Source organism: Glycomyces sp. NPDC050141 (assembly GCF_055586545.1).
Window position 1 is genome coordinate 63,907 of record NZ_JBVJHZ010000016.1, and the last position, 24,957, is coordinate 88,863.

General features: G+C 71.4%; 26 protein-coding genes and 1 pseudogene. 18 read left to right on the plus strand and 9 right to left on the minus strand.

The window, feature by feature from the left end; translation table 11 throughout:
• Nucleotides 1-21: 21 nt before the first annotated feature.
• Nucleotides 22-435 carry a peptidase inhibitor family I36 protein gene (locus ACZ60M_RS12065; RefSeq protein WP_465417341.1) on the minus strand — a complete coding sequence of 138 codons (414 nt, stop codon included), beginning with the start codon at nt 433-435 and terminating at the stop codon, nt 22-24.
• 368 nt (nt 436-803) lie between these two features.
• Here ACZ60M_RS12065 and urtA point away from each other — a divergent pair, with 368 nt between their 5' ends.
• Genes urtA through ACZ60M_RS12120 form a run of 11 tightly spaced genes read left to right on the plus strand, consistent with a single transcriptional unit; the run spans nt 804 to nt 13,043 of the window.
• Complete coding sequence (urtA, locus tag ACZ60M_RS12070; RefSeq protein ID WP_465417408.1) at nt 804-2,060, plus strand: urea ABC transporter substrate-binding protein; 1,257 nt, start codon at nt 804-806, stop codon at nt 2,058-2,060.
• A gap of 28 nt (nt 2,061-2,088) precedes the next feature.
• Nucleotides 2,089-2,973 carry an urea ABC transporter permease subunit UrtB gene (gene urtB, locus ACZ60M_RS12075; protein WP_465417343.1) on the plus strand — a complete coding sequence of 295 codons (885 nt, stop codon included), beginning with the start codon at nt 2,089-2,091 and terminating at the stop codon, nt 2,971-2,973.
• Nucleotides 2,970-4,034 (plus strand): urea ABC transporter permease subunit UrtC, encoded by a 1,065-nt coding sequence (urtC, locus tag ACZ60M_RS12080; protein ID WP_465417344.1) that lies wholly within the window; start codon nt 2,970-2,972, stop codon nt 4,032-4,034. The genes urtB and urtC overlap by 4 nt, the downstream gene beginning before the upstream one ends.
• Nucleotides 4,031-4,792, plus strand: coding sequence for an urea ABC transporter ATP-binding protein UrtD (gene urtD, locus ACZ60M_RS12085; RefSeq protein WP_465417346.1), 762 nt, complete (start codon nt 4,031-4,033; stop codon nt 4,790-4,792). The genes urtC and urtD overlap by 4 nt, the downstream gene beginning before the upstream one ends.
• Nucleotides 4,776-5,468 (plus strand): urea ABC transporter ATP-binding subunit UrtE, encoded by a 693-nt coding sequence (gene urtE / locus ACZ60M_RS12090; RefSeq protein WP_465417348.1) that lies wholly within the window; start codon nt 4,776-4,778, stop codon nt 5,466-5,468. Before urtD ends, urtE begins: the two co-directional genes overlap by 17 nt.
• Nucleotides 5,469-5,491: 23 nt before the next feature.
• Nucleotides 5,492-6,175: a GntR family transcriptional regulator gene (locus tag ACZ60M_RS12095; RefSeq protein WP_465417410.1), complete on the plus strand. Its 684-nt coding sequence runs from the start codon at nt 5,492-5,494 to the stop codon at nt 6,173-6,175.
• A 28-nt stretch (nt 6,176-6,203) separates the two neighbouring features.
• Nucleotides 6,204-9,776, plus strand: coding sequence for an urea carboxylase (uca, locus tag ACZ60M_RS12100; RefSeq protein ID WP_465417350.1), 3,573 nt, complete (start codon nt 6,204-6,206; stop codon nt 9,774-9,776).
• A 19-nt stretch (nt 9,777-9,795) separates the two neighbouring features.
• On the plus strand, nt 9,796-11,487 hold the full coding sequence (gene atzF, locus ACZ60M_RS12105) for an allophanate hydrolase (protein WP_465417351.1): 1,692 nt from the start codon (nt 9,796-9,798) through the stop codon (nt 11,485-11,487).
• A 37-nt stretch (nt 11,488-11,524) separates the two neighbouring features.
• Nucleotides 11,525-11,758, plus strand: coding sequence for a ribosomal protein L7/L12 (locus tag ACZ60M_RS12110; protein ID WP_465417353.1), 234 nt, complete (start codon nt 11,525-11,527; stop codon nt 11,756-11,758).
• A gap of 40 nt (nt 11,759-11,798) precedes the next feature.
• Nucleotides 11,799-12,548: a maleylpyruvate isomerase family mycothiol-dependent enzyme gene (locus ACZ60M_RS12115; RefSeq protein ID WP_465417355.1), complete on the plus strand. Its 750-nt coding sequence runs from the start codon at nt 11,799-11,801 to the stop codon at nt 12,546-12,548.
• 51 nt (nt 12,549-12,599) lie between these two features.
• Nucleotides 12,600-13,043: a hypothetical protein gene (locus ACZ60M_RS12120; protein WP_465417357.1), complete on the plus strand. Its 444-nt coding sequence runs from the start codon at nt 12,600-12,602 to the stop codon at nt 13,041-13,043.
• Here the strand turns inward: ACZ60M_RS12120 and ACZ60M_RS12125 are convergent, their stop codons facing one another.
• Genes ACZ60M_RS12125 through ACZ60M_RS12140 form a run of 4 tightly spaced genes read right to left on the minus strand, consistent with a single transcriptional unit; the run spans nt 13,044 to nt 16,623 of the window.
• Complete coding sequence (locus ACZ60M_RS12125; protein ID WP_465417359.1) at nt 13,044-13,535, minus strand: methylated-DNA--[protein]-cysteine S-methyltransferase; 492 nt, start codon at nt 13,533-13,535, stop codon at nt 13,044-13,046. It lies immediately after the preceding gene.
• A 13-nt stretch (nt 13,536-13,548) separates the two neighbouring features.
• Nucleotides 13,549-15,033: an AlkA N-terminal domain-containing protein gene (locus ACZ60M_RS12130; protein ID WP_465417360.1), complete on the minus strand. Its 1,485-nt coding sequence runs from the start codon at nt 15,031-15,033 to the stop codon at nt 13,549-13,551.
• A gap of 50 nt (nt 15,034-15,083) precedes the next feature.
• Nucleotides 15,084-16,058, minus strand: a complete 975-nt coding sequence (locus ACZ60M_RS12135) for a tyrosine-type recombinase/integrase (protein ID WP_465417362.1) — start codon at nt 16,056-16,058, stop codon at nt 15,084-15,086.
• Nucleotides 16,059-16,086: 28 nt separating this feature from the next.
• Nucleotides 16,087-16,623: a DUF1697 domain-containing protein gene (locus ACZ60M_RS12140; protein WP_465417364.1), complete on the minus strand. Its 537-nt coding sequence runs from the start codon at nt 16,621-16,623 to the stop codon at nt 16,087-16,089.
• Nucleotides 16,624-16,699: 76 nt separating this feature from the next.
• Here ACZ60M_RS12140 and ACZ60M_RS12145 point away from each other — a divergent pair, with 76 nt between their 5' ends.
• Complete coding sequence (locus ACZ60M_RS12145) at nt 16,700-17,119, plus strand: secondary thiamine-phosphate synthase enzyme YjbQ (RefSeq protein ID WP_465417412.1); 420 nt, start codon at nt 16,700-16,702, stop codon at nt 17,117-17,119.
• On the opposite strand, the gene ACZ60M_RS12150 is transcribed toward ACZ60M_RS12145, so the two are convergent.
• Complete coding sequence (locus ACZ60M_RS12150; RefSeq protein WP_465417366.1) at nt 17,116-18,081, minus strand: aldo/keto reductase; 966 nt, start codon at nt 18,079-18,081, stop codon at nt 17,116-17,118. The genes ACZ60M_RS12145 and ACZ60M_RS12150 overlap by 4 nt on opposite strands.
• 102 nt (nt 18,082-18,183) lie before the next feature.
• Between ACZ60M_RS12150 and ACZ60M_RS12155 the strand changes: the two are divergent.
• Both ACZ60M_RS12155 and ACZ60M_RS12160 read left to right on the plus strand, forming a co-directional pair.
• Nucleotides 18,184-18,546, plus strand: a pseudogene (locus ACZ60M_RS12155) (MerR family transcriptional regulator); the annotation flags it as partial.
• A 395-nt stretch (nt 18,547-18,941) separates the two neighbouring features.
• Nucleotides 18,942-19,904 (plus strand): AAA family ATPase, encoded by a 963-nt coding sequence (locus tag ACZ60M_RS12160; RefSeq protein WP_465417414.1) that lies wholly within the window; start codon nt 18,942-18,944, stop codon nt 19,902-19,904.
• Nucleotides 19,905-19,972: 68 nt separating this feature from the next.
• Here ACZ60M_RS12160 and ACZ60M_RS12165 read toward each other — a convergent pair whose 3' ends face one another.
• Nucleotides 19,973-20,470, minus strand: a complete 498-nt coding sequence (locus ACZ60M_RS12165; protein WP_465417368.1) for a tetratricopeptide repeat protein — start codon at nt 20,468-20,470, stop codon at nt 19,973-19,975.
• Nucleotides 20,471-20,505: 35 nt separating this feature from the next.
• The gene (locus ACZ60M_RS12170; RefSeq protein WP_465417369.1) at nt 20,506-21,231 is read right to left on the minus strand and encodes a hypothetical protein; all 726 of its coding nucleotides are present in this window, start codon (nt 21,229-21,231) and stop codon (nt 20,506-20,508) included.
• Nucleotides 21,232-21,267: 36 nt separating this feature from the next.
• Here ACZ60M_RS12170 and ACZ60M_RS12175 point away from each other — a divergent pair, with 36 nt between their 5' ends.
• Entirely contained in the window at nt 21,268-21,945 is a 678-nt protein-coding gene (locus ACZ60M_RS12175) for a maleylpyruvate isomerase family mycothiol-dependent enzyme (RefSeq protein ID WP_465417371.1), read from the plus strand.
• Here ACZ60M_RS12175 and ACZ60M_RS12180 read toward each other — a convergent pair.
• Nucleotides 21,942-22,646, minus strand: coding sequence for an HNH endonuclease family protein (locus ACZ60M_RS12180; RefSeq protein ID WP_465417373.1), 705 nt, complete (start codon nt 22,644-22,646; stop codon nt 21,942-21,944). The two genes, ACZ60M_RS12175 and ACZ60M_RS12180, sit on opposite strands and share 4 nt — an antisense overlap.
• A 118-nt stretch (nt 22,647-22,764) precedes the next feature.
• Between ACZ60M_RS12180 and ACZ60M_RS12185 the strand changes: the two genes are divergently transcribed.
• The 3 genes from ACZ60M_RS12185 to ACZ60M_RS12195 all read left to right on the plus strand — a co-directional run bounded on the left by ACZ60M_RS12185 (nt 22,765) and on the right by ACZ60M_RS12195 (nt 24,783).
• A complete protein-coding gene (locus tag ACZ60M_RS12185; protein WP_465417375.1) occupies nt 22,765-23,301 on the plus strand; it encodes a P-loop nucleotide/nucleoside kinase family protein in 537 nt (178 codons plus the stop codon).
• Between the two features lie 64 nt (nt 23,302-23,365).
• Entirely contained in the window at nt 23,366-24,505 is a 1,140-nt protein-coding gene (locus ACZ60M_RS12190) for a WD40/YVTN/BNR-like repeat-containing protein (RefSeq protein WP_465417377.1), read from the plus strand.
• Entirely contained in the window at nt 24,502-24,783 is a 282-nt protein-coding gene (locus ACZ60M_RS12195) for a MoaD/ThiS family protein (RefSeq protein WP_465417379.1), read from the plus strand. Before ACZ60M_RS12190 ends, ACZ60M_RS12195 begins: the two co-directional genes overlap by 4 nt.
• Nucleotides 24,784-24,957: the final 174 nt, after the last annotated feature.

A 24,957-nucleotide genomic window follows, 5' to 3' on the forward strand; every position in this document is an offset into this window, starting at 1 on the left:
CGGCGGTCCGGGGCGTCGTCGTTAGTCGGTGACCCAGACGCTGAGGGGTTGGAAGGAGCCGAGGTCGGCGATGGAGCTGGAGCCGGGGACCTGGTAGGGGCCGCCGACGCAGTCGTCGTTCATGAAGAGCGCGGCGCTGTCGGGGTCGGTGTTGATGGCGGAGTTGACGCGGCCGGCCCAGCCGTGGTCGACGAGGCTGACGCAGGTGCCGGGTTCGACGAGGGAGGAGACGGTGAAGCGTTCGCCGGTGTAGTTCTCGCCTTCGAAGAGGCAGAGGGTGGCGGTGAAGGGGCAGGGTTCGTCGGCGGCGGTGTCTTCGGCGGGTGCGGCGGCGGCGGGGGAGGCGAGGGCGAGCATTGCTACTGCCGTGAGGGCGGGGGCGATGAGTTTGCGGCGCAGGGGGGTGGGTTCGGTGGCTTGGGGGTACGTGCGCATGCGCGGTTCTCCTTTGGTCACGCGTTGCTTTGCGCGGTAAGCATAACCACGTCGTTCATTGGTGCTTTAGGACGGTTCGGTGATGTTCGAACCCTTCTTCATATCGATGTATTTCGATAATTCTCACTCGTGCCGCCTTCGGCGGTGCGGGCTTTTTTACGACCCGGTAACGGGAGTTCATACGGCCGTTCTTGACGTGAACGGCGGTGAAACATCGCGACCCTAACTTGTATCCATAGCGGATACGACGCTGTATACGCACCTGTACACCGCCGCTGCCTGCGGCGACACCCCTTGCAGGCCCGGTCCCCGTCGTGCCGGGACTTCCGCCCCGTGAAAGGTCGAAACCCCGTATGCCACAGCGTTCTATGTTCAAAGCCCGAGTCCTCGCCCGCACCTTCACCGCTACCGCCGCTGCGACCGCGCTCGCCCTGACCGCCGCGTGCGGTTCCCGTGCGGGGGAGGAGACCGCGGCCGCCGAGTCCTGTGTCGACACCTCCGGCGACACCGTGAAGGTCGGTGCGCTCAACTCCCTGTCCGGGACGATGTCGATCTCCGAGACCACGGTCCGCGACGCGATCTACCTCGCGGTGGACGAGATCAACGCCGCTGGCGGCGTGCAGGGCAAGCAGATCGAGATCGTCGCGGAGGACGGCGCGTCCGAGCCGACGGTGTTCGCCGAGAAGGCCGAGAAGCTGATCCGCGAGGACTGCGTCGCCGCGGTGTTCGGCGGGTGGACTTCGGCGTCCCGCAAGGCGATGCTGCCGGTGTTCGAGGCCAACGACTCGCTGCTGTACTACCCCGTCCAGTACGAGGGCCTTGAGGCGTCGGAGAACATCTTCTACACCGGGGCGACGACCAACCAGCAGATCATCCCGGCGCTGGACTACCTGGCCGAGACGGGCGTGAAGTCGCTGTACCTGGTCGGCTCGGACTACGTGTTCCCGCGTACGGCGAACGCGATCATCAACGCGTACGCCGCGGACAAGGGCATCGAGATCCTCGGTGAGGACTACGCGCAGCTGGGCTCGGTCGAGTTCTCGACCATCGTGAACCAGGTGAAGTCCGCCGGGGCCGACGCGGTGTTCAACACGCTCAACGGCGACTCGAACGTCGCGTTCTTCCGGGAGTACGCGAACACCGGTCTGACGCCGGAGTCGATGCCGGTCATGAGCGTGTCGATCGCCGAGGAGGAGGTCGGCGGTATCGGTATCGAGAACATCGAGGGGCAGCTGGCGGCCTGGAACTACTACCAGACCGTGGAGTCGCCGGCGAACGCCGCGTTCGTGGACGCGTTCAAGGCCGAGTACGGGGCCGAGCGGGTCACGTCCGACCCGATGGAGGCCGCGTACAACTCGGTGTACCTGTGGGCGGCGACCGCTGAGAAGGCCGGTTCGTTCGCGGTGGAGGACATCCAGGCCGCGGCCGACGGCGTCTCCTTCGACAGTCCTGAAGGGACCGTGGTCATCGACGGCGACAACCACCACGTCACCAAGACCGCGCGCATCGGCAAGATCGACGCCGACGGCCTGCTCTACACGGTGTGGGAGTCCGAGGGCGCGATCGAGCCTGACCCGTTCCTGGACGGCTACGACTGGGCCGCCGACCTCTCGGTGACCGAATAACGATGCGGGCGATCAGGAAGGACACTCCATGGACCTCCTCGTAGGGCAGTTGTTCACCGGGCTGAGTACCGGGTCGATCCTGCTGCTGGCCGCGCTGGGCCTGTCGCTCACGTACGGGCAGATGGGCGTCATCAACATGGCGCACGGCGAGTTCATCATGGCCGGCTGCTACACGGGGTACGTGACGCAGCAGGTCGTCGGGGACGCCGGGGCGTCCCTCCTGATCGCCCTCCCTGCCGGGTTCCTCGTGGGCGGGGCCATGGGCCTCGTCCTCGAGACCCTCCTCATCAGGCACCTCTACCACCGGCCGCTCGACACCCTCCTCGTCACTTTCGGTGTGGGCCTGGTGCTGCAGCAGGTCGCCCGCGACGTGTTCGGCGCCCCGGCCGTGAACGTCACGGTCCCCGAGGCGCTGCGCGGCGGTGTGGACCTGCTCGGCACCACGGTCCCCAAGACCCGGCTGTTCATCCTGGTCCTCGCGGTCCTCGCGGTCACCGTGGTCGCGCTGGTCCTGCGGTTCACTCCGGCGGGGCGGCGTATCCGGGCGGTGGTCGGCAACCGGGACCTGGCCGAGACCGCCGGGATCTCCTCTCGCGCCGTGGACGCCGGGACGTTCTTCATCGGCTCGGGCCTGGCCGGTGTCGCCGGTGTCGCTCTGACCCTCATCGGGTCGACGAGCCCCACCACCGGGCAGTCCTACCTGGTCGACGCGTTCCTCGTGGTCGTCGCGGGCGGCATGGGCCGCATCAAGGGCGCCGTCATCGCCGCCGTCGCCCTCGGCACGTTCCAGGCCGTGTTCGAGACGTACTCGACCGCGTCGCTGGCGAAAGTCGGCGTGTTCTGCGTCATCGTCGTCTTCCTCCAACTGCGCCCGCAAGGCCTGTTCACCCTGCGGACAAGGAGCCTCGCATGAGCAAGTTCCTCACCACCCGGGCCGGGACGTGGACCGGGTTCGCCGCCGCCGCGCTCGTCCTCTTCGGGGCCGCGCCCCTCATCCTGTCGGGGTTCCGGCTCGGCCTGCTCGCGCAGTTCCTGTGCTACGCGATCGTCGCCGTCGGCATCGGCCTCGCCTGGGGCCGGGGCGGCATGCTCACCCTCGGCCAGGGCGTGTTCTTCGGCATGGGCGCCTACCTCATGGCCATGCACATGAAGATGGCCGACGCCGAATTCCAGAACGGCCCCGGCTCGGTCCCCGACTTCATGGAACTGGCCGGCATCCGCGACCTCCCCGCCTACTGGGCACCGTTTAGTTCCCCCGTGTTCACGATCGCGGCGATCCTCATCCTGCCCACCGGCTTCGCGGTCCTCCTCGGCTTCGCGGTGTTCAAACGCCGCGTCAAAGGCGCCTACTTCGCGATCCTCTCCCAAGCGCTCGCCGGCGCCTTCGCGATCCTCCTCATCGGACAGCAGTCCATGGGCGGGTTCAACGGCCTCTCCCGGTTCCGGTACTTCTTCGGCTACAACCTCGACGACCCGGTCAACCAGCAGATGCTGTACTACATCGCCGCCGGGGTCCTCCTCGTCGTCCTCGCCGTCGCCCTGCAGCTCAGACGCTCCCGGTACGGGGAACTCCTCGTCGCCGTCCGCGACAGCGAAGAGCGGGTCCGGTTCCTCGGCTACGACGCCGCCAACATCAAAGTCGTCGCCTACGCGACCGCCGCGCTCTTCGCCGCCGTCGCCGGAGCGGTCTTCGTGCCCGTCGTCGGCATCATCTCCCCGGCCAGCATCGGCATCGTCCCCTCCATCATGTTCATCCTCGGCGTCGCCATCGGCGGCCGCGCCAGCCTCGTCGGCCCCGTCATCGGCGCCCTCGCCGTCGCCTGGGCCCAGACCGCCCTCTCCGAACAGTTCCCCTCCGCCTGGACCTACGCGCAAGGGCTCCTGTTCATCGCCGTCATCGCCCTCCTGCCCGGCGGCATCGCCTCGACCGCCGCCCTCCTCAAGAAAACCCGAACCGCGGAGGCCGCCGCATGACAACCGCACTCACCTGCACGAACCTCCACGTCGACTTCGACGGGTTCAAAGCCGTCAACGGCGTCGACCTCACCCTCAACAAAGGCGAAGTCCACTTCCTCATCGGCCCCAACGGCGCCGGGAAGACCACCCTCGTCGACGCCGTCACCGGCCTCGCCCGCTACACCGGGTCCGTCATCAAAGACGGGACCGAACTGCGCGGCAAGAAGGTCCACCACATCGCCCGCCGCGGCATCGGCCGCACCTTCCAGACCGCCACCGTCTTCGACAACCTCACCGTCGCACAGAACCTCGACATCGCCGCCGGAGCCGCACGCTCCCCCTGGGCGCTCCTGCGCCAGCGCCGCCACCTCCCCGAGAACGTCACCGCCGTCATGGAGCAGATCGGCCTCACACACCTGGCCGAGACCCCGGCGGGCATCCTCGCGCACGGGCAGAAGCAGTGGCTGGAGATCGGGATGCTCCTGGTCGGCGACGCCGACGTGCTCCTGCTCGACGAGCCGATCGCCGGGATGGGCCACGACGAGCGCGAGACCACCGGGCGGCTCCTGCACGACATCGCCGCCACCCGGGCGGTCGCCGTCGTCGAACACGACATGGACTTCATGCGCGCCTTCGCGTCCCGCGTCACCGTCCTCCACGCCGGGGCCGTCCTCGCCGCCGGGACGGTCGAGGAGGTCACGGCCGACCCGCGCGTCCAAGAGGTCTACCTCGGCACCACTACAGAGCAGGAGACCGCCGATGCTGCGACTGCGTAACCTCACCTGCGGGTACGGGCGCACCCCCGTCGTCCACGACGTCGACCTCGAGGTCGGCGCCGACGAGGTCGTGGCCGTCATGGGGCACAACGGGGCCGGGAAGACCACGCTGCTGCGCGCGGTCGTCGGGCTTCTCCCCGTCATGTCCGGGACGATCGAGTTCGACGGCCAGACCATCAACCGCAGAGCCGCCAGCAGGCGCGTCAAAGCCGGGATGGCGTACGTCCCTCAAGGGCAGCAGTGCTTCACGCACCTCACCGCCGGAGAAAACCTCCGGCTCGTCGCCGACGGCCGCAAGAACGGCCGAGCGCTCATCGACGCGCAGCTCGACCTGTTCCCCGCCCTCCGCCCCCTCCTGGGCCGCCAAGCGGGGCTCCTCTCCGGCGGCCAGCGCCAGCAGCTGGCGATCGCGCGGGCGCTGGTCACCGAGCCGCGGCTGCTGATCTTGGACGAGCCGACCGAGGGTATCCAGCCGAATGTGGTCGCCGAGATCGAGTCCACGGTCGTCGATCTGGCTGCGCGGGGCGGCTTGTCGGTGCTGCTGGTTGAGCAGCATCTCGGGTTCGCTTTGCAGGCGGCGGGGCGGTATTCGGTGTTGCGGTCGGGGCGTGTCGCCTCCAGCGGTACGGCCGGTGTGGGTGCGGTTGCGCGGGTGCGGGAGGCGATGGCGCTGTGAGTGGGTTCTCTGCATTGCCCGAGATGGAGGGCCCTCTGGCTGCTCGCGTGTATGTGGCGTTGCGTGCCGATCTGATGGCGGGGCGGTTTGAGCCGGGGAAGCGGCTGGGTGAGGAGCGGCTGGCGGGGATTTACGGGGTGTCGCGGACGCCGGTGCGGGAGGCGTTGAGCCGGTTGTCGGCCGACGGCCTGGTGTCGCGGGAGGTGGACGGGTTGTATCCGTACCGGCCGCGGATCGACCAGTTGAATGACCTCTACGAGGTGCGGCTGACGTTGGAGCTGCGCGGGCTCGCGCGCGCGGCGGCGGATCCTGAGGTCCGGCATGACGCGGATCTGCTGGGTCCGGAGCTGGAGCGGTGGTACCGGTTGCGGGACGCGCCGCCGGGGCCGGACGCGGGGTTCGTGGAGTCCGACGAGCGGTATCACCTGACGCTGTTGGCCGCATCGGGGAACCCGCAGCTGGCCGAGGCTTTGCAGGTGGTGAACAACCGTATCCGTCCGGCGCGGATGTTCGACTATTTCACTGCCGAGCGGATGGCCGACACGATCGGCGAGCACATTGCGATCGCCGAAGGTGCTCTGGAGGGGCGGTACGAGGAGGCGACATCGATCCTGACCCGCCATATCGAAACTTCCAGGTCCATTGTGGTCGGCCGTGCTGAGGCTGCGCTGACGTGGGCGCATCTGGCGAACGCCGTCCGCCCCTAACCCCCTTTTCTCGAGAGTGAGTCCAGTCGTGTTCGACCGCATCCTCATCGCCAACCGCGGCGAGATCTCCCGGCGCATCACCCGCACCGCCCACCGCCTCGGCATCGCAACCGTCGCCGTCTACTCCGAAGCCGACGCCGCCTCCCTGCATGTGCGGGACGCCGACGAGGCCGTGTGCGTGGGCCCGGCCGCGCCTGCCGAGTCCTACCTGAACATGGACGCGATCCTCTCCGCGGCGAAAGACACCGGCGCGCAAGCGGTCCATCCCGGATACGGGTTCCTCGCGGAGAGCGCCGAGTTCGCGCGGCGCGTCGCCGCCGCCGGCCTCGTGTTCATCGGCCCCACCCCCGAGCAGCTCGAGCTGTTCGGCGACAAGGTGACCGCGCGCGAAGCCGCTACGCTCGCGGGTGTGCCCCTGGCTGCGGGGACCGCCGCGCTCGACAGCGCCGACGACGCCGTCGCCGCGGCAGCGACAGTCGGGTATCCGGTGATCGTCAAGGCCTCCGCCGGCGGCGGCGGGATCGGTATGCGCGTCGCCGAGGACCCCGCGCAGCTCGCTGACGTGTTCACCACCGTGCAGCGGCTCGCGGCCGACAACTTCGGTGACGACGCGGTCTACCTCGAGCAGTACGTGCGCCGGGCCCGGCACGTTGAAGTGCAGGTCTTCGGGGACGGGCAGGGCCGGGTCGTGAGCCTCGCCGACCGCGACTGCACCCTCCAGCGGCGCCACCAGAAAGTCATCGAGGAAGCCCCCGCGCCCGGACTGCCCGACACCGTGCGCAAGGCGATGCATGAAGCGGCCAGGGCCCTCGCCGCCTCCGCGAAATACCAGTCCGCCGGGACCGTCGAGTTCATCTACGACCCCGAACGCGAGACCGCGTCGTTCCTGGAGTTCAACACGCGCCTGCAGGTCGAACACCCCGTGACCGAGGCCGTACTCGGCATCGACCTCGTCGAGTGGATGATCCGCACCGCCGCAGGCGACGCCGGCTTCCTCGAAGGGCTCCCCGACACCGGGCCCGCCGTCAAGGGCGCCGCGGTCGAGGCGCGCGTCTACGCCGAAGACCCCGCCCGCGACCACCTCCCCTCCGCCGGGCTCCTCACCTGCGTCGACCTCCCCGCCGGGGCCAGGGTCGACACGTGGATCGAGCGGGGCCTGGACGTCCCGGCCGTCTACGACCCGATGCTCGCCAAGATCATCACCACCGGCCCCACCCGCGAAGCCGCCTGGGCCGCGCTGGCGGAAGCCCTGGGGGACACCCGGATCGAAGGCGTCCACACCAACCTCGGGCAGCTCGCCGCCGCCGCAGTGGACGACCGGGTCGCGGACGTCGCACACGACACCGGCACGGTCGCTTCGATCAGGGACGCGACGGCGCGGATCGACGTCCTCGCCTCCGGTGTGCTCACCACTGTCCAGGACTGGCCCGGCCGCATCGGCTACTGGCAGGTCGGCGTCCCCCCGTCGGGGCCCATGGACGACTACTCGTTCCGGCTCGGCAACCGCGCCCTCGGCAACCCCGAAGGCGCCCCCGGCCTCGAATGCACCATCGCCGGCCCCACCCTCCGCTTCAGCGCACCCGCCACCGTCTGCGTCACCGGCGCGCCGGCGCCGGTCACCCTCGACGGCGAGCCCGTCGACCAGTGGGAGCCGATCGACATCCCCGCCGGGGGCGTGCTGCATGTCGGTGCCGTCGCCGACGCCGGGGCCCGCACGTACGTGCTCTTCCAAGGGGGCCTGGACGTCCCGGTGTTCCTGGGTTCGGCATCGACGTTCCCGCCCGGGCGCATCGGCGGGTACACCGGCGACCAGCTGCGCACCGGCGACCGCCTCCTGCCCGCCAGCGCCGCGGGCCTGCAAGCGGTCCCGGTCCCGGTGGCGGAGCGGCCGGGCTTCGGGCACGAGTGGGACCTGGCCGTCACGCCGGGCCCGCAGCCGGCCCCGCACTACTTCACCGTGGCCGACATGGAGCGGATCTACGCTGCGGACTGGTCTGTGCAGGTCCACGCCGGGCGGTCCGGGGTCCGCCTGGACGGGCCGCGACCGGAGTGGGCGCGTACCGACGGCGGCGAGGCGGGCCTGCACCCCTCGAACCTGCACGACAACCCGTACTCGGTGGGGACGGTGAACTTCACGGGCGACACGCCCGCGCTCCTCGGTCCCGATGGGCCGAGCCTGGGCGGGTTCGCGTGCCCGTTCACTGTGACCACCTCGGACCGGTGGAAGCTCGGGCAGTTGCGCCCGGGCGACACTGTCCGGTTCGTGCCTGTCGGCGAGGCTGAAGCGGACCGGTTGCGCGCCAACCCGGTCGCGGCCCCTGTGCTGCTGGCTGATGCGAAGCACGACTCGGCGACGCTGGCCTTGATCGATGCCGGGGAGGACCGGCCTGCGGTCGCCTACCGGCGGGCCGGGGACGACGCGGTTCTCCTCGAATACGGGCCGATGCACCTCGACCTGGGGTTGCGGATGCGGGTCGGGGCGCTCATGGACGCCCTCGCCGCCGCCGACCCTGCTGGTTTGATCGACACCACGCCGGGGGTGCGCTCCCTTCACCTGCACGTCGACCCCGACGTGCTTCCGATCCGGTCGCTGACGGGGCTGTTGGTCGAGCTCGAGCAGGACCTGCCCGATATCGCCGACATGACCGTGCCCTCGCGGGAAGTGCGGCTGCCGATCTCCTGGAACGACTCGGTCGTGGACGAAGCGATCGCCCGGTACTCGACGAACGTCCGCGACGACGCGCTGTTCAACCCGTCCAACATCGAGTTCATCCGCCGCATCAACGGGCTCGACTCGGTCGAGGACGTCGCCTCGATCGCCACCTCCGCCGAATGGCTCGTCCTCGGATTGGGGGACGTGTACCTGGGTGCGCCCGCGGCCGTCCCGGTCGACCCGAGGCACCGCCTGGTGACCACGAAGTACAACCCGGCGCGGACCTGGACCGCCGAAGGCACCGTCGGTATCGGCGGGTCCTATATGTGCATCTACGGGATGGACTCCCCGGGCGGGTACCAGCTCGTCGGGCGCACCGCCCCGATCTGGGCGGGCCTGCGGGACCTCGCGTCGTTCCACGACGGCCTGCCCTGGCTGCTGCGGTTCTTCGACCGGGTCGTGTTCGAACGCGTCAGCGAGGACGAGCTCGCCGAGGTCCGCCGGGACCTCGCCGCCGGGCGCGCCGAGATCGACATCCGGCCCGGACGGTTCAAGTACGCCGACTACCGGCGGCTCCTGGCCGACAACGCCGCCGAGATCGGGGCGTTCCAGTCCCGGCAGGCCGCCGCGTTCGAAGCCGAGCGGCAGCGGTGGGCCGACGCGGGCGAGTTCGACCGCGACCACACCGAACCCGCACCCGCCCAGGGGCTCGCGGTCGACCTGAAGCCGGGGGAGACCCTCGTCGAGGCGCCGATGGCCGCCAGCGTGTGGCGCGTCAACGTGGCCGAGGGCGACACGGTGGCCGCCGGGGACACCATCGTGGTCCTGGAAGCGATGAAACTGGAGATGCCGGTGACCGCTGCGGCCTCCGGGACCGTGACGCGCGTGTTCGCGCGGCCCGGCGACCAGGCCGCGCCCGGCACGCCGCTACTCGTCATCACCGCATAACCGCCGCCAGACAGCCATCGTGGACAACGAGACAGGGGACAATGTGAACAGCGCCGCCGCACGCGTCCGGGCCGCCCACGCCCGATACACCGGCACCGACCGGCCCGAAGCATGGATTGCCGTCCGCGGCCTCGACGACCTCCTCGCCGAAGCCGAACGCATCGACGCCGCCGTGGCAGCCGGTGCGGTGCTGCCGCTGGCCGGGACCGTGTTCGCCGCCAAAGACAACATCGATGTCGCCGGACTCCCCACCACCGCCGCCGCCCCCGCGTTCGCGTATGAGCCCGAACGGGACGCCACCGGCGTCGCCCGGCTGCGCGCCGCGGGGGCGATCTGCCTGGGCAAGACCAACCTCGACCAGTTCGCGACCGGCCTGGTCGGCACCCGCAGCCCCTACGGGCCCGTCCGGGCCGCCGCCGACCCCGCCCGCATCTCCGGCGGGTCCTCCTCCGGGTCGGCCGTCGCCGTCGCCCAGGGCATCGTCGACTTCGCGCTCGGCACCGACACCGCCGGGTCCGGACGCGTCCCCGCCGCCCTGGGCGGCCTCGTCGGCATCAAGGCGACGCTCGGGCTCGTCCCCGTCGACGGCGTCGTCCCCGCCTGCGCCTCCTACGACTGCCTCACCGTCTTCGCCCCCGGCCTCGACCTCGCCGCCGAAGCGATCCGCACCATGACCGGCCCCAGCAGCCTCGACCCCGCCTCGAGGCCCTGGCCCGCCGACGCCCCCCTCGCCGCACCGCCGGCCCCCCGCATCGCCCTCCCGCACCCCGCCGCCCTCGACGCGCTCGACCCGGAGTTCCTGCCGCTGTGGGAGACTGCGGTCGCACGCTGCGAAACCGCCGGATTCACCACCGCTATTGTGGATGTGCAGGCGCTGCTGGACGCCGCGCTGCTGCTCTACGAAGGCGCGCTCGTCGCCGAACGGCACGCCGCGTTCGGCCGCCACCTCGACGCCGCAGGCACCGACCCCGTCGTCGCCGCCATCGTCCGCACCGCCGACAAGTTCTCCGCCGCCGACCTCGCCGCCGACCAGCAGCGGCTGCGCGCCATCCGCCTCGAAGCCGCCGCACTCCTGGAAGGGTTCGACGCGCTCCTGCTCCCGACCGCACCCCGCCACCCCACGCTCACCGAAGTCGCCGCCGACCCCGTCGGCGTCAACGCCGCCATGGGCACCTACACGAACTTCGTGAACCTCCTCGACATGGCCGCCGTCGCCGTCCCCGCCGGGCACGCCGGCACCAAAGGGTTCGGCGTCAGCCTCATCGTCCCCGCCTTCAACGACCAGACCGCCATCGACCTCGCCGCCCGCTACCTCGACCAGCCCGCACCACAGGTCGCACCCGCAGGCACCGACCTCGTCGTCTTCGGCGCCCACCTCCGAGGCGAACCCCTCAACCACCAGCTCACCGCACGAGGCGCACGCTTCACCGGCGAGATCCGCACCGCCCCGGCCTACCGGATGTACGCCCTCGACACGACCCCGCCGAAACCCCTCGTCGTCCGCGACGAGACCGGCGCGAGCCTGCCCGGCGAACGCTGGCAGCTGTCGGCGGCCGCGCTCGGCCGGTTCCTCGCCGCGCTCCCGGCCCCCATGACCCTCGGCAGCATCGAACTCGACGACGGCACCTGGGCCACCGGGTTCTGCGCCAGCGCCCCCGAAGGCGCCGAAGACATCACGGCAGCGGGCGGGTGGCGGGCCTGGCGCCAGTAGGGTGGGCCGCACACCGACCGAGACACTTGGAGCGCGCATGGTGCGATACGACCCGACCCTGGAAGCCCTGGCCCGCATCGAACGCAAACTCGACCTGGTCATGCAGCACCTGGAGATCCGCGACTACGCGCCCGCGCAGCCCGACCCGCTCGCCGAAGTACGCGACCTCGCCCGGCGCGGCAAGAAGATCCAGGCGATCAAGGTCTACCGCGAACTCACCGGCACCGGCCTGAAAGAAGCCAAAGACGCCGTCGAAGCCCTCGACGCCTGAACCGGCCGGTGCTGTCGTACCCGTGTGCGACCATGCGCTGATGGACTTCCCGACACTCCAGACACACCTGGCCGCCGACGCCGCACTCTTGCAGACCGCCTGCGCCGCAGCCGCACACGCACACGTGCCCACCTGCCCGGACTGGACCGGCGCCGACCTCCTCGACCACGTCACCGAAACCTACGACCACAAGATCCAGTCCATGCGGCAGCTGCGCGACCCCGGCGACGACTACCGCATCGCCCGGCCCGGCACCCCCGGGCAGCAGTACGCGGCCGCGCTCGCCGACCTCACCGCCGAGTTCGACCAGCGCGGACCCGACAGCCTCGCCTACACCTGGTACGGGCCCGACCAGACCGTCGGGTTCTGGATCCGCCGCATGGCCCACGAGACCCTCGTCCACCGCGTCGACGCCGAACTCGCCGCCGGCCTCCCGGTCGGCCCGGTCGATCCGGCGCTGGCCTGCGACGGGATCGACGAGATGCTGCAGGTCATGCTCACCTGGGGATCGAAGGCCTACCGGGAGCAGGTCGCGCCCGTCCTGGCGGACCATGACGGGCTGGTCGTCGCGCTCGACACCGGGGAGCGGGCGTGGACCGTCCGCATCGAAAACGGGACCATCGACGGCGTTGCAGGGATCGCGGCCGACGCGCATGCCGTCGTGAAGGGCGGGGCGGGCGAGCTCATGCTGTGGCTGTGGCGGCGCCTCCCGGTCGACGCCGTCGCGGTCGAGGGCGATGCGGGCCGGGCGGCGGGCGTGTACGACCTGATCGGGGCGTTCGCGCAATAGCGGCCCAGTGGACATGACGGTCACTCGCGGGATTCGGGTAGGGTCGCGGCCATGAAACCCCCGCCGCAGCCGACGGTCCGCCGCGCACTGGTAGCCGCCGTGTGGCTCGCGTGCGTCTTCGGCGGGCTCCTCGCCGCCGTGTGGGGCATCGCCTGGGCCCTCGAAGACGGGCCCCAGCCGAGCGTCGCCACCGTGGCCTCCGCGACGCACCTGGCCTTCCCCGAAGACACCGAGATCACCGCATCGGACCTGTCGCAGATGGAGTCGCCGACGCCGGGGGACCGGGCCGAGCTCACCGTCGAGATCCCCTCCGAGGACTTCGACGACTTCATCGCCGACAACGCGATGGAGGCGCCGCTGCTGGCCGGGACGACCCCGAACGGGACCGCGACGGGGATCATCCCGGCCGGATGCAACGACGAGATCTGCTACGCCGCCAGCATCATCGTCGGCAGCGACGCCGTCACCGTCGAACTCGACGTCACCCTCATCTAGCTAGGCGAAGAGAGCCGGTTCGCCGCGTTCGAGCGACAGCAGCCTTTCTTTGCGCCACAGGCCGCCGGCGTAGCCGGTGAGCTTCCCGTTCGCGCCGATCACCCGGTGGCAGGGGACGATGATCGCGATCGGGTTGCGGCCGTTCGCCAGCCCCACGGCCCGCACCGCTTTGCGGTCGCCGATCCGGTCGGCGATGTCCATGTAGGCGACGGTCTCGCCGTAGGGGATGCGGCACAGCTCGGCCCACACCCGCCGCTGGAAATCGGTACCGGCCGCCGCCAAAGGCAGGTCGAACTCCTTCAGGTCCCCGGCGAAATAGGCCTCGAGCTGGTCGACGGCGGCTTCCAGGACCGGGGTGGGCTCCTCGGGGCCCCAGGCGTCCTTCATCTCCTCGACGCCCATGTTGACGCAGGTGACGCCCTCGTCGGTGGCGGAGACGGCCATCAGACCCAGGGGCGATTCCATCTTCAGGTGCCTGGCAGTGCTGTTCATCGCATGCGCTCCTTCAATTCTCGTGCGGCAGGTGGTTCGTCGGGTGCTCGCTGGAGGCCCACAGGTACTGGACGGCGTAGGCCCGCCACGGCGCCCACGCGAGCGAGCGGGCCTCCAGGGCCTTCCCGGTCCCCAGGCCCAGGTTCCGGGCGCCTTTGACGACGCCGAGGTCGGTGGTGGGGAACGCGTCCGGGTCGCCCAGGGCCCGCATGGCGATCATCTCCACGGTCCACGGCCCCACCCCCGGCACGTGGGCGAGATCAGCGCGTGCTCGCGCCCAGTCGGCGCCGGGGCCGACGTCGACACGGCCCTCGGCCAGTGCCGCGGCGAGGGCGAGGACGGTGGCCTTGCGGCGCCCGGGCATCGGCAGGTGCGCGGGGTCGGCCCCGGCGATCGCCTCCGGGGACGGGAACAGCCGGGTGAGGCCGCCGTCGGGGTCCTCGACCGGTTCGCCGTAGCGTTCGGCCAGGCGGGCCGCGACGGTGGCGGCGGAGGCGGTGGCGATCTGCTGGCCGATGACGGCGCGGATCGCGTACTCGGGGCCGTCGGCTTTGCGCGGCACCCGCCGCCCCGGGGTCTTCGCCACGAGCGGGGCGAGGACCGGGTCGGTGGTGAGGGCCTCGGTGGGGGCGTACGGGTCGGCGTCGAGGTCCAGGGCCCGCCTGCAGCGGGCGACGGCGGCGGTGACGTCCCGCAGGTCCGAGACGCGCAGGCGGCATTCGATGTAGCCCGGGCCGGGTTTCAGGGCCGCGGTGCCGGGGCCGTGGGGCAGGCGCAGGGTGCGCCGGTAGGCGCCGTCCCGCCATTCCTCGACGCCGGGCGCGGCGGCGGCGGCGAGGTGCCCGAACAGGTTCGACGGTTCGAACGGTTCCCGGTAGGCCAGGCGCAGCGTGATCGCGCCCCCGCCGGACGTGTTGCGGCCCTTGGCTTTGGTACGCAGTTCGGTGGGGGAGCAGGCGAAGACGTCGGCGACGACGCGGTTGAACGCCCGGATGGAGGCGAACCCGGCGGCGAACGCGACCTGCCCCATCGGCAGATCGGTGGATTCGATGAGGGTGCGGGCGACCTGGGCCCTCTGGGCGCGGGCCAGCGCGGCCGGTCCGGCCCCGACCTCGCTGATGAGGAGGCGTTCGAGTTGCCGCAGGGAGTAGCCGAGGCGCTGGGCGAGTCCGGCGGCGCCGTCGCGGTCGACGACGCCTTCGCCGATCAGGCGCATGGCGCGGGCGCAGACGTCGGTGCGCCAGTCCCAGGCGGGGGAGCCGGGGGAGGCGTCGGGGCGGCAGCGTTTGCACGCGCGGTAGCCGGCTTCCTGGGCGGCCGCGGCGGACGGGTAGAACCGTTGGTGTTCGCGTTTGGGTTTGACCGCGGGGCAGGAGGGGCGGCAGTAGATGCGGGTGGAGGTGACGGCGAGGAACACCCAGCCGTCGAAGCGGGCGTCGCGGCCGGCGACGGCGGCCTGGAGCCGCTCCTCGCTGCCGGTGATCGCTGGGAAGTCCATGCTCTCAAGGGTGCCCGGCGGGTACGACATCGACTAGCCAGAATTCGACATCACGGTTCGGGGAGGTGGAGGCGGTCGACCGCCTCGCGCGAGCGGCGGGCGGGTCGGCGGTCGTAGCGGGCGGTCGTGGCGGGTGAGGCGTGGCCGACCAGGGACTGGGTGATGGCGAGGTCGACGCCGGCGTCGAGGAGTTCGCCGATGAACGTGCGGCGGAAGTCGTGGGGGGTGTGGCGGCGCTGCCCGGCCTCGACCAGGCGTTTCATGAGCAGGTCGGCGATGGCCTGGCCGGTCATGCCGGACAGGCGGGTGCCGGTGCGGCGCAGGCGTCCGGCCTTGTTGATCGGGCAGAACAGGGCGCCGGGGTCCTGGCCGCGGACGGCGGTCCACCGGTCGATGCGGGCCTGGGCGGCCTCGGTGACGTAGACGGCGCGTTCCTTGTTGCCTTTGCCGACGATGCGGATGGAACGCTCTGCGGGGTCGTAGTCGGCCAGGCGCATCGAGGCGATCTCGCTTCTGCGGCAGCCGGTGGAGTAGAGGGTGGCCAGGACGGCGGCGTCGCGGGCCCCGGCGGGGCCGGGGTCGGCGTCGCACGCGTACAGGGCCGCGCCGAGCGCTTCGGCGTCGACGGCCTGGCCGACGGGGAGCCTTTGGGCTTTGACCGGTTGCAGGTCGCAGGCCCGCTGGTAGTCGTCGGCGGCCATCAGGTCGAGGCGCCAGGCTTCTTTGAGGACGCGGCGCAGGGCGGCGAGGTGCTTGTTGACGTACGCGCCGGACCAGCCCGCGTCGATCATGGCCGCGCGCAGCCGGGAGGTGTGCTCGTAGCGCAGCAGGTGCCACGGCTGGCCTTCACCGACGGTGTCGGGGTCGCCGGAGAGGAGCTGGGCGATGCGGTCGAGGCAGCCGCGCATGGTCCGGCGCGACTCGGCCGACCCGAGCGTGTCCAGGTACGCCCGGTACGGGTCCGCCCCGGTTCCTTGCGGTGCGGGGGCGGCGGGCCAGTCGATCCCGGCGATCTCAGCGGACATGCGTCCCACGATAGTCCAAGCCCCGCAGTCATTCCGGTGTCCGGGCGGCGGCCATGTCCCGCAGTTTCCGCACGGTGCGGAGGTTCCGGGCGGTCGCCTCCAGACCCTTGAGGGGCTTCCAGAACCCGGTCCGCTCCAGCGTGGAGGTGCCGAGCCCGGCCGGGTAGTACACCCACACCTCGGTGCCGTCCACATGCGCTTCCTCGGCCTGTCCTTCCGGGACCGCCAGCGCCGGGGCGGGCCCGGACAGGAACGTCACCGTCACTTTCGACACGTCCAGGTCCCGGCCCGCGAACGGGTCCGATGCGGCGATCCGGTCGATCTGGGCCGCGGTGCGGACCATCACCGGGACGGCGTGCCCGAACCGGTCCTCGATCACCGCGCCCACCTCGCGTGCGACCGCGCCGGCGTCCAGGCCGGAGTCCAGGACGATGTTCCCCGACTGGATGTAGGTGCGCACCCGGTCGAACCCGGCCTTGCCGAGGGCGTCGCGCAGGTCGGCCATCGGGACCTTCCGGTGCCCGCCGACGTTCACACCGCGCAGTAGCGCCACATAGGTCGTCACGGATGCCCCTCTCGCCGCAGTGGACCGAACCTACCCCGACGGTACGACACTGTCCGGCGTGGCAAGATCGGCAGCTATGAGCCCGGCGTTCCGCACCACCACCATCGCCGTCCACACCGGACGCCGCGAACACGTCCGCGACCTCACCGGCGACTGCGAGGCGTTCCTGTCCTCAGTGGGCGCCCGCGACGGCCTGCTCAACGTGTTCGTCCCGCACGCCACCGCCGGGATCGCCGTCATCGAGACCGGCGCGGGCTCCGACGAGGACCTCCTGGACGCCCTCGCCGACCTCCTCCCGCGCACCGACCGGTGGCGCCACCAGCACGGCTCGACCGGGCACGGCCGGGACCACGTCCTGCCCGCCCTGGTCGCCCCGCACGCCACCCTCCCGGTCGTCGCCGGGCGCATCGCCCTGGGCACGTGGCAGTCGGTGCTGCTGGTCGACACCAACCGCGACAACCCCGACCGGACCGTCCGCCTGAGCTTCCTGGGCTAGGCGGCCGCGTCCAGGCGCTCGCGCTGGCCCGCGTCGAGCTTCAGGTCGAGCCCGGCGGCGGCCTCGTCCAGCTGCGCCACCGACGACACCCCGACCAGGGGGATCACCGGCGCCGCGAGGCCGGCCAGCCACGCCAGCACGACCTGGCCCCGCGTCGCCCCCGTCTCCGAGGCGACCTCGTCGAGGACCTTGAGGCGCGCGTCGGTGCCGGGGTGGCGGTAGTGGTCCCCGAGCGGCTTCGCCGGGTTCGTGTACGACCCCGACAGCAGCGAGGAGTACGCGAGCACCGCCATGCCCTCGGTTCCGGCGATGAAGTCGAGGTCGGTGTCGGCGGCGTGGACGTGCCCGCCCTCGGGCAGCACCGCCCCCGGGCGCGGCTTCAGGTAGGAGTAGCGGTTCTGCATCGCCGTGTACGCGGCCGCGCCGGTGGCCGCGGCGATCTGCCGGGCCCGCTCGACGCGCCACGCGGTGTGGTTCGACGCCCCGACCATCCGGGTCTTCCCCGCCCGCACCACGGCGTCGAAACCGGCGACCGTGTCCTCGATCGGCGTGGCCCGGTCGTCGCGGTGCGACCAGAACAGGTCCACGTAGTCCGTGCCGAGGCGCTCCAGCGACTCCTCGAGCCCGGCGCCGATCCGTTCGGGCGTCAACGGCTCCGAATGCTCCAGGCCGCCGCCGGGGAACGAGGGACGGCGCCCCACCTTCGTCGCGATGACGAGGTCCCCGCGGTTGCCGCGGGCGGCGAGCCAGCGGCCCAGCAGCAGCTCCGACTCGTCGCCGGTGCCTCCGGGAATCCAGAACATGTAGCAGTTGGCGGTGTCGATGAAGTTCCCGCCCAGTTCGGTGAACCGGTCGAGGATCGCGAAGCTCGTCGCCTCGTCCTGCACGCCGCCCAGGGCCATCGCCCCCAGGCACAGGCGCGACACGCCGATCCGGTCCGGTCCCAATGCGATCCGCTCCACAGCGGTCTCCTTCCGTTCGCTTCTCTTGCTTCCGACGCTAGGGCTTGGAGTGGACTCCAGCGCAAACCCGCAGGCAGGCGACGTGGAGTATCCTCGTTTCTCGTGGCAGACAATGCAACGGCGGCGACCTACACGATCGGCGAGTGCGCGCGCCGCTCCGGATTCACCATGGACACGCTCCGGTACTACGAGCGCATCGGCTTGATCGACGAGGTCGGGCGGACCGCGACCGGGCAGCGGCGGTTCACCGACGCCGACCTCGAATGGCTCGGCACGTTGAAATGCCTGCGCGACACCGGGATGCCCGTGGAGCAGATGGCCCGCTTCGCCGACCTCGTCCGCGAAGGCGACCAGACGATTCCCGAACGCATCCGGCTCCTGGAGGCCCACCGGGTCGCCGTCGACGCCCGCATGGACGACCTCGCCGCGAAACGCGACTACATCTCCGGGAAGATCAAGTACTACCGGGGCGTATTAACGGTCGACACCGGTGACGGCGGTGGCGATACTCGACGCGTGCAGCACACCCTCCACGCCCGCGCGATCGCCGCACGGCTCGCCGCCGACCCCGCCCCCGGCACACTCGGTATCGGCCTGTTCGGGTCCGTCGCGGCAGGCACCGACCACCCGCATTCGGACATCGACCTGATCGCCGCCGCCGAACAGGACCCGGGGACCGAAGTCCGCCAGGTCGAGGGCCGCATGGTCACCCTCACCCGCACCAGCGCCGAGGATCTCGAAGGCGCGTTCACGCGCCCGTGGGAAGCCATCACTGCTGTCAACGGCTGGCGGGGCGCACAGATCCTCTACGACCCGGCCGGGCTCATGGCCCGCCTCCAGGCCCGCGCACACCAGTGGACATGGGACGACCTCCCGGACGCGAACCACTGGGCCGCAGGCGAACTCGTCGGCCTCGCCGAAGAGGTCCACAAGGTCTGCGGAATGCTCGCCCTCGACCGGCCCCGGGCCGCGGCCGCGAACCGCCAGGTCCTCGCCCTGCGGCTCGGCCACCCGATGGCCGCGGCACACCAGATCCTCGCCGACTCCGAGAACGACCTGTGGGACGCCCTCGCCGACACCCTCGGACCGCTCTGGGCGCAGGCGTGGGACGCCGCCACCGGGGTCACCGGCTGCGACCACGACACCGGGACCCGCGCCGCACTCAAGCTCTACTGCCTCGCCGCCGCCGCACTCGAAACCCGCCTCGACGGCAGCGACCGGGACATCGTCCGCACCGCACGCGACCTGGCACTCGACACCTACCGCAGGAGGCCCTGATCCGCCGCCACGTCCTCACCGGAGCCCCCGGCGCCGGAAAGACCACCGTCCTGCGCCACCTGGCCGAGGCCGGGCACACCACGGTCGCCGAAGCCGCCACCGACCTCATCGCAACCGCCCAGGCCGCAGGCGACGACACCCCGTGGGAGCGGCCCGGATTCACCGACCAGATCGCCGCCCTCCAACGCGAACGCCAGACCGCCGCCGACCGACTGCCGGGCCCCGACCAGTGGTTCGACCGGTCCCCGGTGTGCGCGCTCGCGCTGGCCCGCTTCACCGGCAACCCCGTCGGGCCCGTCCTCACCGCCGAACTCGACCGCATCAAGCACGAATGCGTCTACGAAACCCGCGTGTACCTGCTCGACCTGCTCGGGTCCATCGAGGCGACCCCGGTGCGCCGCATCGACCTCGCAGGCGCCCGCCGCTTCGAGCAGGTCCATATAGCGGCCTACGTCGAGCACGGCTACGACATCGTCCGCATCCCGCCAGCGCCCCCGGCCGACCGCGCCCGGCTCCTCCTGGACCTCGTGAAGGACCCCCGTTGAGCGAACCGGCCGCCGACCTCGCCCGCAACCTCGCCGAAGTCCTCGCCGACCCCGTCGGCTCCTAGGGGTCAGGCCGGGTCGAGGCCGACCAGGCCCCTCGCATAGTTCACTGTGGACCGCTGGTAGCGGGGGAGATGCGGCGCGAGGGCGATCAGGGCGACCGACAGGCCCTCCCGGTCGCGGCCGAGCTTCGCGAGGGTCAGCGCCTCGCACATCGCGAGGGCGTCGTCGTACTCGTTCGAGCCGCGCCCACGCTCTTCGGCCAGGATCTCCAGGGCCCGTTCGGGTTCGCCGAGCTCGCGCAGCGACGACGCCATCTGGATCGACACCCGGCGGCGCCGCACCCCGGCAAGGCCCGCGGCGATCGCCCGCTCGTAGTAGCCGACAGCCTCGGCCGTGCGGCCGGTCGAGTCGTGTGCGCCGCCGACCTCGAACAGCGCCACCGGGTCCTCAGGCCCGCACTCGGCGGCGAGGTCCTTCATCGCGGCGACGAACGCGTCCTCGCCGTACTCGTCGATCCGGTCCCACAGCGCGGCTACACGCGCCTCCCAAGCCTCATTCGTCATGCCCCGCAACCTACGCCACCGCGAAGACCATTCGCCTACCGGTCGGTCAGGCCGTCGGGGAGCGCACCGAGCCCGCCCAGCAGGACCAGGCGCTCATCGGCGTCCAGCACCTCGTAGACCGGCGCGTCGAGCCGGTTCGTCTCCGCTTCGATCGCCTCGCGTGCCGGACCGGGCTCCAACGCCTGGATGCCCTCGGCCGTCAGGCCCGCCGCACCCCAGGCGGCCCGGTGCGCATCGGCCCGGTAGTGCCGCAGCGCCTCCACCCGCGACGCCAGCAGCGCCGACGGCGACGCCCCCGCAGGCTCCCACACCGGCGTCAACACCCGAAACACCAGGCCCCCAGTCGCCTGCCCGGCCTCCAGCAGCCGCCCCACCAGCGGCACCACCGCCTCGACCGCGGCCAGGCCCGGCATCGACGGACTCGGCCGGTACGACCACAACCGCTCCGCGGTCGCCGCGAGGACCCGGTCGGCCTCCAAGACGACCTCGCGGCCCCGCTCGGTCAGATGCCAGCACCCGTCGATGCGCTCGACCAGGCCCGGCGCCTCGGCGGCGTCCGGATCGAACGGCCAGTACGCCATCCGCGCCGCCAGCGCCGCCTCCGGCACCGGGTGGTCCAGCAGCGCCGGGAACACGTCGATCTCCACCCCCGGCTTCAGGCCCCGCCGCGCATACAGGTCCCTGATCTCAGGGCGCGCCGCGCGCCGCAGCGACACGTGGACCCGGTCGATCACGGGACGGATGACAGCGGCATACGACATGCGAACCTCCTTGCGGGGGAAATAGAATCCGACCTCATGATCGCATCCGCGCCGCTCGCCGCGCTCACCGCCGAAACCGCCCGCCTCGACACCGTCCTGGCCGGACTCGCCGACACCGACTGGGCCGCACCGACGCGCTGCACCCCCTGGGACGCCGCCGCGCTCACCGCGCACATCACCGGAGCCCTCGCCCGCCTCGGCCCCATGCTCGACGCCCCCGAACCCCCCGAAGCGCTCGTCGACGCCGCCGGGTACTACCGGCCCGACGAACGCTTCTCACCCGAGACCAACCACATCCGCGTCGACGCCGCCACCGAAGCCGCCGCCGACGGGGGACCGGCCCTCGCCGCCCGCTTCCACACCACCAGCCGCGACGTCCTCGACCGGTGCGCCACCGAACCCGCGGGACGGCGCGTCACCACCCGCCACGGCGACCCCATGACCCTCGCAGACTTCCTCACCACCCGCGTCGTCGAAACCGCCGTCCACGGCATCGACCTCGCCGACGCCCTCGACCGGCCCCGCTGGACCACACCCGAAGCCGCCGCACACGTCACCGCGCTCCTCCTCGGACCCGGCTACGACACCGCGCTGGCAGGCCTCGGACTGGATCAGGTGGCGTTCATCGCGAAGGCCACCGGCCGCGACCCGTTCACCGGCACCGAACGCGCCGCGGTCGAGGCACGCGGTATCACCTGGCTCGCGCTCGGCTAGCAGCTCGACGCGGTGTAGTCCAGCAGCGCGGTCTTCTCGGCCTCGTCGACACTCAGATGCCACTCGGTCTTGACCTCGACCCACGCCCAGATATAGGCGCACCACACCGCTGCATCCGTGGGCATCCACTCGGCCGGGTCCTGATCCGACTTGGACCGGTTCGAGGAGGCCGTCACCGCGATGAGATGCCAGTTGTTCTCCTGCCAGTTCGCGTACACCCGGCGGTCCTCGGTGGTCCAGTCGACCGCACCCGAACCCCACGCTTCCTTGAGCGGCACGAAATGGTCGATGTCGATGTCACCCGAGGCGGTCACCGTCTCGCCGTCATACATCGAGATCCACTCGCCGGTCATCGCCGCATCGCAGTCGGCCTCGCTCAGCGCACCCGTGCGGTCCTGCTTCACCAGGACGTCGTCGCGGGCGTCGCACCCGTTGCCGTCGTCGTCCTTCCAATGCGGGAACAGCGACCGGTCATAGCCCGAGTCGCGCTCCCCGGCGACCTCCAACGACTCGATACCGGCGGTCAGATCAGCCGCATCCACCGCGACGGTGAACGGCGCGGTGTCACTGAACTCGTTCGACACCTGCGTACCGGCCCCCGCCGGGGCACCGGACGTCGCGTCATCGGCGAGACCGGACAGGTCGGAGCACCCGGCCGCGAACACGAGCGGGAAAACCAGGAGCAGACGGGGAATGCGCACAGGCGGCGTCCTAACGGGACGAGAACGGGCAGGTCGACGCAGCGATGCGCCCGGGGTGTTCGCAACGTAACACAAACAGTTCCGCCGCAACAAGACCGCTCCTGCTAGATTCCCCCGAATGATCGTATGGCTCAACGGCAACTTCGGCGCCGGCAAGACCACGACCGCGCGCCTGCTCAAAGACGCCCTCCCCGCCCGCGTCTTCGACTCCGAGCACATCGGATACCTCCTGCGCCCCATCATCGGCGACCTCCCGCACTACGACTTCAAAGAATGGGACCCCTGGCGCGGCCTCACCATCGAGACCGCCCGCCAAGTCCTCGACTACGTCGGCGGCACCCTCGTCATCCCCCAATCCGTACTCCAACACCACTACTGGACCGAACTCACCGACGGCTTCGCACAACACGGCATCCCCCTGCGCGCCTTCACCCTCCACGCCGACCGCGACACCTTCCGCCAGCGCGTCGAAGCGGACACCGAAGAACCCACCGCCAAGCAGTGGCGCCTCGACCACCGCGACACCTACGAGACCGCCCTCCACGAATGGATGCGCGACGCCACCGACGTCATCGACACCACCCACCGCACCCCCGCCGAAGTCGCCGACCACCTCACCACGCTCGTCCACCAGGGGAAACCCGCAACCGCCTGAAAACGTCACACCCGGGCGCGACGATGGGGACGAGCAGCCACACGACACGGCAAAGGAGCCTCCCATGGCCTACCTCGTCCTCATCGGCACCCGCAAAGGACTCTTCACCGCCCGCTCCGACGACCGCACCACCTGGACCGTCGACGGCCCCGTCAAACTCGACGACGACGGCTTCACCGCCGTAGCCGAGATCTACGCCGCCGCCTGCGACCCCGCCACCGGCCGCGTCCTCGTCGGCGCCTCCACCTTCTTCGGACCCTCCATCTGGCGCTCGAACGACCACGCCCAGACCTGGTCCGAACCCGAGAACGCCCCCATGGCCTTCCCCCAGGACCTGCCCTACCGGCCCCTGGACTTCTCCGACGACGCCGGCACCGACCGCCCCGACTCCGACCAGACCAACACCGTCAAACGCATCTGGCAGCTCACCTACGGCCCCGGCCAGCGCGTCTGGGCCGGCGTCGAACCCACCAGCCTCTGGACCTCCGACGACGGCGGCGACACCTTCACCTTCAACCAGGCCCTCTGGGACCACCCCGAACACACCACCTGGGCCTCCGGCGCCGGCGGACCCGCCGTCCACACCATCGTCCCCGACCCGAACAACGAACAACACCTCACCGTCGCCATCTCCTCAGGCGGCATCTACCAGACCGGCGACGACGGCAAGACCTGGACCGGCATCACCAAAGGCATCACCGTCGACTACGGCCCCGACACCGAACCCGACTCCGGCCAGTGCATCCACAAAGTCACCCGCGACGCCGCAGGCACCCTCTACGCCCAATCCCACGGCCCCGCCTACCGCGCCACCCGCCCCGACGGCGGCTGGGAGAACATCTCCGCCACCCTCCCCTCCAACTTCGGATTCGCCATGGTCGCCCACCCCACCGACGCCGGCACCGTCGTCGCCTGGCCCGTCGGCGAATCCATGGACCGCACCCCGCCCGGCCACCACATCAGCGCCTGGCGCACCACCGACTCCGGCGACACCTGGACCAAGTGGGGGACCGGCCTCCCCGCCGAACCGTACTTCGGGACCGTCATGCGCGACGGCGCCTGCACCGACTACGCCGCCGACCCCGGCTGGTACTTCGGCACCCGCTGCGGCGACGTCTGGGCCGCCGACGACACCGGCCACTGGCACCCCGTCGCCGCCCACCTGCCCGACGTCCTGTGCGTCCGCGCCATGGAGACCCCGTGAACATCGACGTGAAACTCCCCGCCGCGCTGGCCTCCGAGTGCGGCGGGGTCCGCCACCTCGACATCGTCGTCCCGGAGGAGGCGACCCTCGGGGACGTGCTCGACCGGGTCGCCGCGGCCCACCCGCGGCTGGGGCGGCGGCTGCGGGACGAGGCCGGGCGGCTGCGCCGGTACGTGAACGTCTATGTCGGCGACGAGGAGAGCCGGCGCCTGCAGGGCCTGGAGACGCCGGTGCGGGGGTTCGACGTGCAGATCCTGCCGTCGATCGCCGGAGGGTGAACACGCAGCGAGGGGGGGGGGGGGGGGGGGGGGGGGGGGCCCTGGGGGGGGGGGGGGGGGGGGGGGGGGGGGGGGGGGGGGGGGAAAAAAAAAAAAAAAAAAACCCCCCCCCCCCCCCCCCTCCCCCCCCTCCCCCCCCCCCCCCCCCCCCCCCCCCCCCCCCCCCCCCCTCCC